At 70.2% G+C, this 14,082-nt stretch carries 10 protein-coding genes and 4 tRNA genes; 6 read left to right on the forward strand and 8 right to left on the reverse strand.

Going from position 1 to position 14,082, the window contains the following annotated elements:
- The first annotated feature begins 126 nt into the window (after positions 1-126).
- From ACWGIS_RS07290 to purM, 3 genes are all read left to right on the forward strand, one after another.
- On the forward strand, positions 127-924 hold the full coding sequence (locus ACWGIS_RS07290; protein ID WP_453361401.1) for a sterol carrier family protein: 798 nt from the start codon (positions 127-129) through the stop codon (positions 922-924).
- A 270-nt stretch (positions 925-1,194) separates the two neighbouring features.
- Positions 1,195-2,721 (forward strand): amidophosphoribosyltransferase, encoded by a 1,527-nt coding sequence (gene purF, locus ACWGIS_RS07295; RefSeq protein ID WP_453361402.1) that lies wholly within the window; start codon positions 1,195-1,197, stop codon positions 2,719-2,721.
- A gap of 45 nt (positions 2,722-2,766) precedes the next feature.
- Positions 2,767-3,834: a phosphoribosylformylglycinamidine cyclo-ligase gene (gene purM, locus ACWGIS_RS07300; RefSeq protein WP_453361403.1), complete on the forward strand. Its 1,068-nt coding sequence runs from the start codon at positions 2,767-2,769 to the stop codon at positions 3,832-3,834.
- Between the two features lie 109 nt (positions 3,835-3,943).
- Here the strand turns inward: purM and ACWGIS_RS07305 are convergent, their stop codons facing one another.
- Both ACWGIS_RS07305 and ACWGIS_RS07310 read right to left on the reverse strand, forming a co-directional pair.
- On the reverse strand, positions 3,944-4,198 hold the full coding sequence (locus ACWGIS_RS07305; protein ID WP_355791219.1) for a DUF3073 domain-containing protein: 255 nt from the start codon (positions 4,196-4,198) through the stop codon (positions 3,944-3,946).
- A gap of 312 nt (positions 4,199-4,510) precedes the next feature.
- Entirely contained in the window at positions 4,511-5,593 is a 1,083-nt protein-coding gene (locus ACWGIS_RS07310) for a Leu/Phe/Val dehydrogenase (protein ID WP_453361404.1), read from the reverse strand.
- Positions 5,594-5,838: 245 nt separating this feature from the next.
- Here ACWGIS_RS07310 and ACWGIS_RS07315 point away from each other — a divergent pair, with 245 nt between their 5' ends.
- Both ACWGIS_RS07315 and bldC read left to right on the forward strand, forming a co-directional pair.
- Complete coding sequence (locus tag ACWGIS_RS07315) at positions 5,839-6,690, forward strand: hypothetical protein (protein WP_453361405.1); 852 nt, start codon at positions 5,839-5,841, stop codon at positions 6,688-6,690.
- A 544-nt stretch (positions 6,691-7,234) separates the two neighbouring features.
- Entirely contained in the window at positions 7,235-7,441 is a 207-nt protein-coding gene (bldC, locus tag ACWGIS_RS07320) for a developmental transcriptional regulator BldC (RefSeq protein ID WP_003949541.1), read from the forward strand.
- A 472-nt stretch (positions 7,442-7,913) separates the two neighbouring features.
- Here bldC and ACWGIS_RS07325 read toward each other — a convergent pair whose 3' ends face one another.
- From ACWGIS_RS07325 to hrpA, 3 genes are all read right to left on the reverse strand, one after another.
- The gene (locus tag ACWGIS_RS07325; RefSeq protein ID WP_453361406.1) at positions 7,914-8,105 is read right to left on the reverse strand and encodes a DUF6274 family protein; all 192 of its coding nucleotides are present in this window, start codon (positions 8,103-8,105) and stop codon (positions 7,914-7,916) included.
- A 159-nt stretch (positions 8,106-8,264) separates the two neighbouring features.
- A tRNA-Asp gene (locus tag ACWGIS_RS07330) sits at positions 8,265-8,339 on the reverse strand.
- 92 nt (positions 8,340-8,431) lie between these two features.
- Positions 8,432-12,400, reverse strand: coding sequence for an ATP-dependent RNA helicase HrpA (hrpA, locus tag ACWGIS_RS07335; RefSeq protein ID WP_453361407.1), 3,969 nt, complete (start codon positions 12,398-12,400; stop codon positions 8,432-8,434).
- Between the two features lie 144 nt (positions 12,401-12,544).
- Here hrpA and ACWGIS_RS07340 point away from each other — a divergent pair, with 144 nt between their 5' ends.
- Positions 12,545-13,603 (forward strand): ABC transporter permease, encoded by a 1,059-nt coding sequence (locus tag ACWGIS_RS07340; RefSeq protein ID WP_453361408.1) that lies wholly within the window; start codon positions 12,545-12,547, stop codon positions 13,601-13,603.
- Positions 13,604-13,696: 93 nt separating this feature from the next.
- On the opposite strand, the gene ACWGIS_RS07345 is transcribed toward ACWGIS_RS07340, so the two are convergent.
- The 3 genes from ACWGIS_RS07345 to ACWGIS_RS07355 form a co-directional block, all read right to left on the reverse strand.
- Positions 13,697-13,773: transfer RNA gene (locus ACWGIS_RS07345), tRNA-Phe, on the reverse strand.
- A gap of 24 nt (positions 13,774-13,797) precedes the next feature.
- Positions 13,798-13,872: transfer RNA gene (locus ACWGIS_RS07350), tRNA-Asp, on the reverse strand.
- Between the two features lie 48 nt (positions 13,873-13,920).
- Positions 13,921-13,993, reverse strand: a tRNA-Glu gene (locus ACWGIS_RS07355).
- Positions 13,994-14,082: the final 89 nt, after the last annotated feature.

Here is a 14,082-nt window from a genome sequence, read left to right on the forward strand (position 1 = left end):
CGCGGAAGGGGCCCGGCGGGCCGTGTCCCGGCGGCCGCCCGGCGCGGTTCCCGGTGGTCGCCCACCCCGTGCCGCCGGCGGGAGAGCACCGGTCGCCCCCGGGCGTCGGGAATTAGGCTGAGGGCCATGCCACCGGCCAGGAAACGCACGCGCACCTACGACCAAGCCAAGATCCGCGCCGCCGTCTCGGCGCAGTTCCACAACGTGCGGGAGGCCGTACGGGCGCTCGGCGACGAGCAGTCGGCGCTGCCCTCGGGTCTGGGCGACTGGACCGTGCGCGAGCTGGCCGTCCACATCACGGCGACCGTGGAGGCCGTCAGCCTCGCCCTGGACGGGGAGGAGCCCCGCAAGGCGGAACTCTCCCTCGCGGACGTGCTGTTCGGGAGCGCCGGCTTCGCGGAGGCCATCGCCGACGGCGTCCGGGAGCTCGCCGCCGGCACCCCGGACCTCGACACGCTGTTCGCCCGTACCGAGGAGCGCCTCGCCGAGCGTCTGGCCGCCGCCCCCGAGACCCGGATCGTCGGCATCCGCCCCGGTGCCGTCACCCTCGCCGACTTCCTGGTCACCCGTACCGTCGAACTCGTCGTGCACACCGACGACCTGAACCGCGCCCTGCCCGGACTCGACATCCCCCGCGACCGGCAGGCCCTCGCCGCCTGCACCCGGGTGCTCGCCGACGCCCTCGCCCTGAAGGCGCCGGGGGCCTCCACGGAGGTGCGGGTCCCGCCCTTCGCCGTCGTGCAGTGCGTGCCGGGCCCCCGGCACACCCGCGGCACCCCGCCGAACGTCGTGGAGACGGACCCGCTGACGTGGATCAGGCTCGCGACGGGCCGGATCGCCTGGCGTACGGCACTGGACGAGGCCAGGGTCAGCGCGAGCGGGGAGCGCGCGGACCTCTCGGGGCTGCTGCCGCTGACGAGGTGAGCGGCGGCGCCGGGGCCGCCGTCCGCGACGGACATATCACCCTCGGAACCCCCGTCACCACCAGATTGATGTGCGACGGCTCACTCACGGACGCCCGGCAGACCCCCCGCACGCCCCCCGCAGGGCCGGAAGTGGGCCGCTCCGGCCTCGAAAACCCCGCTCTGACCTGCGCAAACGGCAGGAGCGTGACGGCCGTGGCCGTCGTGTGACGTCCGGTCACCCGCCGTACCCAATTCGGACCAGTACTCGATCTCGCCTACACTCGGAGGCGTGCCACGTGGTGACGGTCGACTCAATCATGATCTGCTCCCCGGTGAGAAAGGCCCCCAGGACGCTTGCGGCGTCTTCGGTGTCTGGGCTCCGGGCGAAGAGGTCGCCAAGCTCACTTACTTCGGGCTCTACGCCCTCCAGCATCGAGGTCAGGAATCCGCGGGGATCGCGGTCAGCAACGGCTCCCAGATCCTCGTCTTCAAGGACATGGGCCTCGTGTCCCAGGTCTTCGACGAGACCTCACTCGGTTCGCTCCAGGGTCATATCGCGGTCGGTCACGCCCGCTACTCGACCACCGGTGCCTCCGTGTGGGAGAACGCCCAGCCGACGTTCCGTGCCACCGCGCACGGCTCGATCGCGCTCGGCCACAACGGCAACCTGGTCAACACGGCGCAGCTCGCCGAGATGGTCGCCGACCTGCCCAAGCAGGACGGCCGGACCACCCGGGTCGCGGCCACCAACGACACCGACCTCCTCACAGCGCTCCTCGCCGCCCAGGTGGACGACGACGGCAAGCCGCTGACCATCGAAGAGGCGTCCGCCAAGATCCTCCCGCAGGTCAAGGGCGCCTTCAGCCTCGTCTTCATGGACGAGCACACGTTGTACGCGGCCCGCGACCCGCAGGGCATCCGCCCGCTGGTCCTCGGCCGGCTGGAGCGCGGCTGGGTGGTGGCCTCCGAGTCCGCCGCCCTGGACATCTGCGGCGCCGCCTACGTCCGCGAGATCGAGCCGGGCGAGTTCGTCGCCATCGACGAGAACGGCCTGCGGACGTCGCGATTCGCTGAGGCAAAGCCCAAGGGCTGCGTCTTCGAGTACGTCTACCTGGCCCGTCCGGACACGGACATCGCCGGCCGGAACGTCTACCTCTCGCGTGTCGAGATGGGCCGCAAGCTGGCCGCGGAAGCCCCCGTCGACGCCGATCTGGTCATAGCGACCCCGGAATCCGGGACGCCCGCCGCGATCGGTTACGCGGAGGCCTCCGGCATCCCCTTCGGCGCGGGTCTCGTGAAGAACGCGTACGTCGGCCGGACCTTCATCCAGCCCTCGCAGACGATCCGCCAGCTCGGCATCCGCCTGAAGCTGAACCCGCTCAAGGAAGTCATCAAGGGCAAGCGCCTGGTCGTCGTCGACGACTCGATCGTGCGCGGCAACACCCAGCGCGCCCTGGTCCGCATGCTCCGCGAGGCGGGCGCCGCCGAGGTCCACATCCGGATCTCCTCGCCGCCCGTGAAGTGGCCCTGCTTCTTCGGCATCGACTTCGCCACCCGCGCCGAGCTGATCGCCAACGGCATGTCGATCGACGAGATCGGCACGTCCCTGGGCGCCGACTCCCTCTCGTACATCTCCCTCGACGGCATGATCGAGGCGACCACCATCGCCAAGCCGAACCTCTGCCGCGCCTGCTTCGACGGCGAGTACCCGATGGCGCTCCCCGACCCGGAACTGCTGGGCAAGCAGCTTCTGGAGACCGAGCTCGCGGCGGGTCCCGCCGCGACGGCCGCGGCCGACGCGATCCGTCGCCCGTAAGACTCCGCAGCACTACAGCTGTACGACACGAAAGTTCTCACAGCCATGTCTGAGACCACAGGTGCCAGCTACGCAGCCGCGGGCGTCGACATCGAAGCGGGCGACCGCGCCGTCGAGCTGATGAAGGAGTGGGTGAGGAAGACGCAGCGCCCCGAGGTCCTCGGCGGCCTCGGCGGGTTCGCCGGCCTCTTCGACGCCTCCGCCCTCAAGCGCTTCGAGCGCCCGCTGCTCGCCTCCGCCACCGACGGCGTCGGCACGAAGGTCGACCTCGCCCGGCAGCTCGGCGTGTACGACACCATCGGCCACGACCTGGTCGCGATGGTCATGGACGACATCGTGGTGTGCGGCGCCGAGCCGCTCTTCATGACCGACTACATCTGCGTCGGCAAGGTCCACCCCGAGCGCGTCGCCGCCATCGTGAAGGGCATCGCCGAGGGCTGTGTCCTCGCCGGCTGCGCCCTGGTCGGCGGCGAGACGGCCGAGCACCCGGGTCTCCTCGGCCCGGACGACTTCGACGTCGCCGGCGCGGGCACGGGCGTGGTCGAGGCCGACCGGCTCCTGGGCGCGGATCGCATCCGTAAGGGTGACGCGGTGATCGCCATGGCGTCCTCCGGCCTTCACTCGAACGGGTACTCGCTGGTGCGGCACGTGCTCTTCGACCGGGGCAACCTCAGCCTGGACCAGCGCGTCGAGGAGTTCGGCCGGACGCTCGGCGAGGAACTCCTGGAGCCCACCAAGATCTACTCGCTGGACTGCCTCGCGCTCACCCGCACGACCGACGTGCACGCCTTCTCCCACGTCACGGGCGGCGGCCTGGCGGCCAACCTGGCCCGGGTCGTCCCGGACGGGCTGCACGCGATCGTGGACCGCGAGACGTGGACCCCGGCCCCGGTGTTCGACCTGGTCGGCCGGACCGGCCAGGTGGAGCGGCTGGAGCTGGAGAAGACGCTGAACATGGGCGTCGGAATGATCGCCGTCGTCCCCGAGGAGTCGGCGGACGCGGCGCTCGCCACCCTCGCGGACCGGGGCGTGGACGCCTGGATCGCGGGCGAGATCACCGAGCGCGGCGAGCACACCACGGGCGCGGCGCTCGTGGGCGACTACGCCGGCTGAGACAGTCCGGGACAGCACTGAACCCGGTCCGGCGCTGAGGCCCCGGACCGGGTGAAGTGCTTACGAGTTCCTACGGAAGCCGTGGAACCTGCTGAGCCCGCTGCAAGCGCTACGCGCCACGACGGTGCGACTGGGGACCGGACTGATCGTCCTCGTCCTCGTCGTCGTCGTTGTAGAGATCCGCGTACTGGGCGTACGGGTCGTCTTCCTCGTCATCGTCCTCGAACGGCTCGCCATTAGGCGGCTGGCTCGAAGTCGAAGCGCCCAGCTCGTTGGCCAGACGCGACAGGTCAGTCCCGCCGCTGTTGTACTTCAGCTGGCGGGCGACCTTCGTCTGCTTGGCCTTGGCCCGGCCGCGCCCCATGGCTCGACCCCCTCGGTGACGGGGCTCGACGGCCCCAGAGTCTTGACACGCGTTCATGATCTGGAACGGGCTCTCCGTGGAGAGACCGGTCCGTAGGGCTTCCACGGTACCTGAGCCCGCGGCCATACGGTACGTCGCCCGCAGGACGCGCCTTCGCCCAGAACCCGCGAGGTGCCCTTTCCCCGCTGGTCAACGGCGATTTTAACCTCTTCTCGGCGCACGACCCGCCGACGGACGTGAGAGTTCTCTCGAAGTACGCGTCGGCGGGTCCCTGACAAGGGTGTGTCAGCCGCCCGAGGGGCGGGTCCGCGGTCAGCGGGAGCGGGCCTCCGCGATGCGCTGCTCGGCGATCCGGTCGGCCGCCGCGGCCGGCGGAATCCCGTCCGTCTTCGCACGTGCGAATATTCCGAGTGTGGTGTCGAAGATCTTCGTCGCCTTGGCCTTGCACCGGTCGAAGTCGAAGCCGTGGAGCTCGTCGGCGACCTGGATGACCCCGCCCGCGTTCACCACGTAGTCCGGCGCGTAGAGGATCCCGCGGTCCGCGAGGTCCTTCTCCACCCCCGGGTGCGCGAGCTGGTTGTTGGCGGCGCCGCAGACCACCTTCGCGGTGAGGGCCGGCACGGACTCGTCGTTCAGCGCCCCGCCGAGGGCGCACGGGGCGTAGACGTCGAGCCCTTCGACCCGGATCAGCGCCTCGGTGTCCGCCACCACCCGTACGGACGGGTGCCGCTCGGCGATCCGGCGCACCGCGTCCTCCCGCACGTCCGTGATCACGACCTCGGCGCCGTCGGAGAGCAGGTGCTCCACCAGGTAGTGGCCGACCTTGCCGACGCCCGCGACACCCACGGTCCGGCCGCGCAGCGTCGGGTCGCCCCACAGGTGCTGGGCGCTGGCCCGCATGCCCTGGAAGACGCCGAACGCCGTCAGTACGGAGGAGTCGCCCGCGCCGCCGTTCTCCGGGGAGCGCCCGGTCGTCCAGCGGGACTCGCGCGCCACGACGTCCATGTCGGCGACGTAGGTGCCGACGTCGCACGCGGTGACGTACCGGCCGCCGAGGGAGGCCACGAAGCGCCCGTAGGCGAGGAGGAGCTCCTCCGTCTTGATCTGCTCGGGGTCGCCGATGATGACGGCCTTGCCGCCGCCGTGGTCGAGGCCGGCCATGGCGTTCTTGTACGACATCCCGCGCGAGAGGTTCAGGGCGTCGGCGACGGCCTCCTCCTCGCTCGCGTAGGGGTAGAAGCGCGTACCGCCCAGGGCGGGGCCCAGCGCGGTGGAGTGGATGGCGATGACGGCCTTCAGGCCACTGGCCCGGTCCTGGCAGAGCACGACCTGCTCGTGACCCCCCTGATCCGACTGGAACAGGGTGTGCAGGACGCCGTTGGTTACGTCGGTCACGGTGGTGACTCCCAGCTACGTAGCGGCGGTTGGAGGCGGTGCCCGTGCGGGTGGCGGGCTCCCGATGGCTTGAGATTAGAGCCTGCGCCCGGCCGCCATCCGCGCAGTGTTCAGGATCACCCTCTCCCGGAGTACGTTCGTTCACGGCCGTGGGACGATTTGAGTGTTTTCCCGGTCGCTCGCGCGCGGGTCGAGCGCCCGGCGTGCCCGGGTTTCACGGCTGGTCGACTGGGGAGGGAGCAGGGGTGCCCAAGGTGTCCTCGGTGATCGTCCCGTACGCGTCCTACCTGCGGGTGTACGAACCGCTGGCCGCCTTCCCGGAGCCGGAGCGCGGTCACTGGGCCCGTTACGCCCGGCGCCCCGACCGTCCGTCGTACCAGGACGAACTGCGGCGCTCCCTGGCCGACTTGCTGCCCGTCCCGCCGATTCCGGTGCCGGTGCACGAGAGCGGGGACGCCTTCGTCGCGGAGGTCGACGGGGTGGTGTGCGTCTGCCCCTGGCGCACCCGGCTGCGCGGCTGGCAGGCCCTGGGCGAGCTCGCGGAGGAGTTCCCGGCCCCGGTCCTGGACGCCCTGCTGCCGCCGCTCGTACGCCACCAGGCCACGCAGGACTACGAGCGCTGGCTGGCCCGCAACCCCGACGCCCGCCCGTGGATCCGCACCTCGACCTGGCAGGTGCCGCTGAACTGGTTCGTGCTCGTCTCCGACGAGGAGCGGGAGTACGACAAGGGGCCGGGGGAGTCGGGACGGGACGCGCCCCTGCTCCGCTACCGGACGCCGATGGTGCAGGCGCGGCGGCGGGTGGCGCGGGCCCTGCGCACCCTCAAGGACACCATCGAGGAGGGGCCGCTCATCGACGGCCTGCTGGACGTCGGCCGGTGGCTGGAGGAGTTCCACCCCCGTTCGCTCGTCGAGCTGGACTACGGCGGTCTGGTGCACGTCCTGCCGGCCCGGGAGCTGGAGGGCGACCACTCGGCCGCCGACGTCGCCGAGGGCATCGCGGCCCTGCGCGCCGGGGACGGGACGGCGGCGGGCGAGGCGTACGGCCGGCTCGTGGAGCGCTGGCGCGCCGTCCGGGACCGGCGCTCGGCGAACTGAGGGGCTGACAGGAGACGGCCGCCGTGGTGGACTGACCTGCCACGGGCCGGTCTTCACAGCCGTCCCGTGGTTCCCGTCCGGCGCGGGGGATCCTTCGGCACGGACGTAGGTCCCGATCCGGGCGTTTGTCGCAAGGGTGACGGACCGCACTTACTCGGCCCTTGCGCCGCTTGCCCCTCCTCATGCCAAAATAGGACAAGGAGTCCGGGGAGGACTCCGTCCGTCCGACTTTGGGTGGAATCTCAGCATTGCACGCTATGGGGGGTCTGGTGACTCCTGATCACCCCTGTGACTGATCGTCACAGGGGTGTGACTGTCCGCTATGGCATGGTCCATCGGCTTCCGTCGCTGATGAACACCTGGGAGGGCAATTCCATCGGTTTGGCCGACGCGGCTGGACAGATGGTGTAGTTGTAGTGCCGAGGACAAGCCGTTCGTCCTATAACCGACTCGACTCGCGTCCGCCATTTCGGGCAACGCGGGTCAAGGTGCAGAATTTAGAGGAAAGAACCGAGAAGGTTCGGTTCTCCCGAGGAGGCCGCTCATGACCGCTCGCACCCCTGATGCCGAGCCGCTGCTGACCCCCGCTGAGGTCGCCACCATGTTCCGCGTCGACCCCAAGACGGTCACGCGGTGGGCGAAGGCCGGCAAGCTCACGTCGATCCGCACGCTCGGCGGGCATCGTCGCTACCGCGAGGCGGAGGTCCGCGCATTGCTCGCGGGCATCCCCCAGCAGCGCAGCGAAGCCTGAACAACCGCATAACCGGGCATTTCGGCTGGTCCCCCAAACCCGCCGCAGGTCCGGACCAACAGCTCCAAGCGACGCGGGTCCCGCCCCAACGGAACCCACGCCCCAGCTGAACAAGCAGGCGCCAAGGGTGTGTCGTCGATCGCGCTGGACTCCGCCGGGTCCAGCGCGATCTTTTTTATGCCCTGTTGCTCCCGGGATGGGCCCGGGATGTGCCCCGCTTCTGACCGGGATGTGCGCCGCGCGGCCCGACTGTGGGTGACCTTGTCGGAGTCTGGGGAGGGGTGTCGGATCTTCTGTGGGGCACCCCGAGGGCCCGTGCAATTGCACATATAAAATCGACCTGTTGTAGGTGGGGCGTAAGTACCGCCCTTCTGAAAACTTATGCGGTGACACCCGTCACACGTCGGGGTCCTTGTTGCCCCTGCGAGGTGTGCGCTAGAGGGGAGTTGGCCCCGATGGGCGCCCGGCCGCGTCAGGCCGGGGAGGCGCTCTCGCCCTCGGCCGCCGTCTCGGGGCTCTCCTTGTCCCGCGGGGCGGGTTCCATCGCCAGACGCAGGAGTTGATGGCAGATCGGGCAGTGCCGCGTCAGGTGGCGGTACTGCGTGGCGGCCGCCAGATGGGCCCGCAGCAGGGCTCGCGTCTCGTGCCTGGCGCTCGCTGCCATCCGCCACCTCCGAGAGGTCCAGGGCCCTGGTTTCTGGGTACCGGCGGAACGAGGCGCCGTCAAGAAGGCGTCGTGCGGCCGCGATTGCCGCAGGGCCCCGACCTGGGCGGGCACACGCACGAGAGCCCGGGTCCGAAGACCCGGGCTCTCGATTTCATGCGGTCCTGACGGGATTTGAACCCGCGGCCTCCACCTTGACAGGGTGGCGAGCACTCCAAACTGCTCCACAGGACCAGGTTTCGCGGCACTTTCCTTCGCTGTGCTGCGAGAAGGACTGTACAGGAGCAGGAGCCCGGTGGTCGAACTCACTCAGCGTGCGGGCCCCGTCACGGGGCCGCCGCGTCGATCGCCTTCACGATCCGCTTGTCGGAGACCGGGTACGCGGTGCCCAGCGCGTGGGCGAAGTAGCTGACCCGCAGCTCCTCCAGCATCCAGCGGATGTCCAGGACCTGCTGGGGCACCGGCCGGCCCTGCGGCAGCTGCTCCAGCAGCCAGGCGTACTCGTCCCGCATCTCGTGGACCTTCTCCATGCGGCTGGTGTCCCGCTGGACGTTCGTCGGCATCTGCTGGAGGCGCCGGTCGGCGGCCACCAGGTACCGCATCAGGTCCGGGAGGCGGCGCAGGCCCGTCTCCGTCACGAAACCGGGCTTCACGAGGGCGTCCAGCTGCGCGCGTACGTCCGCGAGGTTCGCGAGCAGCGCGACGCTCCTGGTGGCCTTCAGGCGGCGCTCACAGGCCTGCCAGGCGGCGAGGACCTGCTGCACCTGCCCGACCGTTCGCACCGTGGTGTCCACGATCTCGGCACGCACCCGGTCGTACAGCTTCCGGTACGACTCCTCGTCCCACGCGGGCCCGCCGAAGTCGCCGATCAGCTTGTCCGCCGCGGCCATCGCGCAGTCGTCGAAGAGCGCCTGGACGGTGCCGTGCGGATTGGCGGACAGCGCGAGCTTCTGCGCGTTCGTCAGCCGGTCCGAGGCGAACTTGCCCGGGTTCACCGGGATGTTGCGCAGGATCAGGCGCCGCGTGCCCTTCCACATCGCCTCCTGCTGCTCCGCCTCGGTGTCGAAGAGGCGTACGGAGACGGTGTCCCCGTCGTCGACGAGCGCGGGGTAGGCCTTCACCGGCTGGCCCGCCCGGCGCGTCTCGAAGACGCGGGTGAGCGAGCCGATCGTCCAGTCCGTCAGGCCGGTGCGCTCCAGCGACTGTCCGCCCTCGCGCTCCGCGGTGGCCGCGGCGGCCTGGGAGATCGCCTTGCGCGCCCGGGGCTTCAGCTGGAGCCGCAGCGCCTGGAGGTCCTTGTCCTCGGCGAGCTTGCGGCGTCGCTCGTCGACGATCCGGAAGGTGATCTTGAGGTGGTCGGGGACCCGGGACCAGTCGAAGTCGTCGGCCGTCAGCGGGACGCCGACCATGCGCTTCAGCTCGCGGGCCATGGTCGTCGCCAGCGGCTCCTGGAGGGGCACCGCCCGCTCCAGGAACTTCCGGGCGAAGTTCGGGGCCGGGACGTAGTTCCGGCGGATCGGCTTCGGCAGCGACCTGATCAGCTCGGTCACGACCTCCTCGCGGAGCCCCGGGATCTGCCAGTCGAAGCCCTCGTCCGTCACCTGGTTCAGCACCTGGAGCGGGATGTGGACGGTCACGCCGTCCGCGTCGGCACCCGGCTCGAACTGGTAGGTCACGCGGAACTTGAGCGGCCCCTGCCGCCACGCGTCGGGATAGTCGTCCTTGCTGACGTCGCCGGCCCGTTCGTTGATGAGCATCGAGCGCTCGAAGTCGAGGAACTCGGGCTCCTCGTGGCGCTTGTGCTTCCACCACGAGTCGAAGTGCGCGCCCGAGACGACGTGTTCGGGTACCCGCTGGTCGTAGAAGTCGAAGAGCGTCTCGTCGTCCACCAGGATGTCCCGGCGCCGTGCGCGGTGCTCCAGCTCCTCGACCTCGGTGAGCAGCTTGCGGTTGTCGGCGAAGAACTTGTGGTGCGTGCGCCAGTCGCCCTCCACCAGCGCGTTGCGGATGAACAGCTCGCGGGAGGCCTCCGGGTCGATCCGCCCGTAGTTCACCTTGCGCTGGGCCACGATCGGCACGCCGTACAGCGTGACCTTCTCGTACGCCATCACCGCGGCCTGGTCCTTCTCCCAGTGCGGCTCGCTGTAGGTGCGCTTGAGGAGGTGCCCGGCCAGCGGCTCGACCCACTCCGGCTCGATGCGCGCGTTCACGCGGGCCCAGAGCCGGGACGTCTCGACCAGCTCGGCGGACATCACGAACCGCGGCGGCTTCTTGAAGAGCGCCGATCCGGGGAAGATCGCGAACTTCGCGCTGCGGGCGCCCAGATACTCGTTCTTGCCGGTGCTCCGGCCGCTCTCGCCGCCGGTCTCCTTCACGTCCTTCATGCCGATGTGGGACAGCAGGCCGGCCAGCAGCGAGACGTGGACGCTCTGCTCGGGCGCGTCGTCCTCGTTCAGCTGGATGCCCATCTGCTTGGCGACCGTGCGCAGCTGGCTGTAGATGTCCTGCCACTCGCGGATGCGCAGGAAGTTCAGGTACTCCTGCTTGCACATGCGGCGGAACGAGGACGAGCCCCGCTCCTTCTGCTGCTCGCGCACGTACCGCCACAGGTTGAGGAAGGCGAGGAAGTCGCTCGTCTCGTCCCGGAAGCGGGCGTGCTGCTGGTCGGCCTGGGCCTGCTTCTCCGCGGGGCGCTCGCGCGGGTCCTGGATGGAGAGCGCGGCGGCGATCACCATGACCTCGCGCACGCAGCCGTTCTTGTCGGCCTCCAGGACCATCCGGGCCAGCCGTGGGTCCACGGGCAGCTGCGCGAGCTTGCGGCCGGTCTCCGTGAGCCGCTTGCGGGGGTCCTTCTGGGCCGGGTCGAGGGCGCCCAGCTCCTGGAGCAGCTGCACGCCGTCGCGGATGTTGCGGTGGTCCGGCGGGTCGATGAAGGGGAACTTCTCGATGTCGCCGAGGCCGGCCGCGGTCATCTGCAGGATGACGGAGGCGAGGTTCGTCCGCAGGATCTCCGCGTCCGTGAACTTTGGGCGGGAGAGGAAGTCGTCCTCGCTGTACAGCCGGATGCAGATGCCGTCGCTGGTACGGCCGCAGCGGCCCTTGCGCTGATTGGCGCTGGCCTGCGAGACCGGCTCGATGGGCAGCCGCTGCACCTTCGTGCGGTGGCTGTAGCGGGAGATGCGCGCGGTGCCCGGGTCGATGACGTACTTGATGCCCGGCACGGTGAGGGAGGTCTCGGCGACGTTGGTCGCCAGAACGATCCTGCGCCCGGTGTGCTGCTGGAAGACGCGGTGCTGCTCGGCGTGCGAGAGGCGCGCGTAGAGGGGCAGGACCTCGGTGAACCGGTAGTTCTTCTTGGTGAGCGCGTCGGCGGTGTCCCGGATCTCCCGCTCACCGGAGAGGAAGACGAGGATGTCCCCCTTGCCCTCCGCCATCAGCTCCTCGGCGGCGTCGGTGATCGCGGTGATCTGGTCGCGGTCGGCGTCGTCGGAGTCCTCCTCCAGGAGCGGCCGGTAGCGGACCTCCACGGGATACGTACGGCCGCTGACCTCGACGATCGGGGCGTCGCCGAAGTGCCGCGAGAAGCGCTCCGGGTCGATGGTCGCCGAGGTGATGACGACCTTGAGGTCCGGCCGCTTGGGCAGCAGCTGGGCCAGGTAGCCGAGCAGGAAGTCGATGTTCAGCGACCGCTCGTGGGCCTCGTCGATGATGATCGTGTCGTACGCGCGCAGCTCGCGGTCCGTCTGGATCTCCGCGAGCAGGATGCCGTCCGTCATGAGCTTGACGAAGGTGCCGTCCGGGTTCACCTGGTCGGTGAAGCGGACCTTCCAGCCGACGGCCTCGCCGAGGGGCGTGTCGAGCTCGTCGGCGACCCGCTCGGCGACGGTGCGGGCGGCGATCCGGCGGGGCTGGGTGTGTCCGATCATGCCCCGGACGCCCCGGCCGAGCTCCAGGCAGATCTTGGGGATCTGCGTGGTCTTGCCGGAGCCGGTCTCGCCCGCGACGATCACGACCTGGTGGTCACGGATGGCCTCCGCGATCGCGTCCTTCTTCTGGCTGACCGGGAGCTGTTCGGGATAGGTGACGGCCGGGACGCGGCGGCGCCGCTCGGCCATGCGGGTCTCGGCCCGGGTGACCTCTGTGTCGATCTCGGCGAGCACGGCGGACCGGGCCTCGGGCTTGCGGATCTTGCGCGCGCCTTCGAGCCTGCGCCCGAGCCGGTGCGCGTCGCGCAGGGACAGCTCGGTCAGGCGGGCGGCGAGATCGCCGAGAACGGGGGCAGGATGCGTAGACATACGCGATCCAGGATCTCACCTCGGCGAAATGAGTGGCGAACGCTTTTGCGCGTCGGGCCCGCAGGGGCCGGGGTGCCGGGGAGAAGGCGACGGAACCTCCCGTTCCGTCAGGAAATATCCCTTGGGCGCCTTTAGCGTGTCCGTATGTCCGAGATGCCGCACGGCGCCCATGGCAGAACCCCCACCCGGGGCGAGCGTTGGGCGGCGTTCAAGGAGTCCCCGTTCCTGCCCGCGTCCGTGCTGGTGCTGATCCTCGCCGCGGCGGCGGGCCTCTTCGCCGGCTCGTACACGTACACCATGGCCAACCCGACGCCCCGGCACGTGCCGACGGCGGTGACCGGCGCCTACGACACGGTGCGGGGCAGGGCCTTCGTCGACGGCATGGAGAAGGCGCTCGACGCGTCCCTGCGGATGCACGCCTACGACAGCCGGGCGGCGGCCGTCGAGGCGGTGGACGACCAGAAGGTCTTCGCGATCCTCGACGTGCGGGACGCGGGGCGCGCGGTCAGGATCGACGTCTCCGGGGCGTCCGGCGCCTCGGTCGCGGAGATCATCGCCAAGGCCGGGCCGGCCGTCGGCAGGGCGACCGGGGTCGCGGTCACCGTCAAGGACATCAAGCCCCTCCAGGCGGGTGACCCGCGCGGCCTCGCGATCTTCTACGTCTCGCTGGCGGCCGTGATCATCGGCTTCGTCGGGGCGATCCAGCTCAGCGTGCACGCCAAGGCGCTGAACCCCCTGGAGCGCATCGCGTTCACGGCCGCGTACGCCCTGCTCGGCGCGTTCGTGATCGCGGTGGTGGTGGACTGGGTGCTGGGCGCGCTCGATCTGCCCTTCGTGGAGTCCTGGCTGATCCTCGCGCTGACGATGTTCACCTCCGGCATGGTCTTCAGCATGTTCAACACCCTCTTCGGGCGCTGGGCGATGCTGCCCACCTGGGGGCTGATGGTCCTGCTCGGCAACCCCTCGTCGGGCGGCGCGGTGTCCTGGCCGCTGCTGCCGTCCGCGCTCGGCACCATCGGGCGCTGGCTGCCCCCGGGGGCCTCGGTCAACGCCCAGCACACGGCGGTGTACTTCGCCGGTCACCAGCACGTCTTCCCGTTCCTGGTGCTGGCCGGCTGGGCCCTGGTCTCCTGCGGGGTGTTCTGGACCTGGCGGCACCGGCATCCGGGCGGCCGTGAGGGGGAGCCGGCGCACGCGGCCTGAGGCGGCGGTGGCGGTACCGGCACGGGGCGCGACGGCCGGGCGGGTCACCGCGTGTACGACGAAGGCCCCGTCCTGGCGGACGGGGCCTTCGGGTGGTGGCTGGGGCCGGGGTCGAACCGGCGACCTATCGCTTTTCAGGCGATCGCTCGTACCAACTGAGCTACCCAGCCACGAGATTCCTCGCGGAATCTCAGCGGTCCTGACGGGATTTGAACCCGCGGCCTCCACCTTGACAGGGTGGCGAGCACTCCAAACTGCTCCACAGGACCAAGCTGTTGTGTGCGGCTGCGTGAAACAGTGTCGCACACGGTTTTGCGTGCCCCCAACGGGATTCGAACCCGTGCTACCGCCTTGAAAGGGCGGCGTCCTAGGCCGCTAGACGATGAGGGCTATCGGCCCGCCTGGGCGCTTCTCAGCGCGTCGGGGACGTGAGAAGCATATGGGATGGCGGGAGGTATCGCCAAAACGGTTTCCGGAGG

Source organism: Streptomyces sp. NPDC054842, from assembly GCF_053611025.1.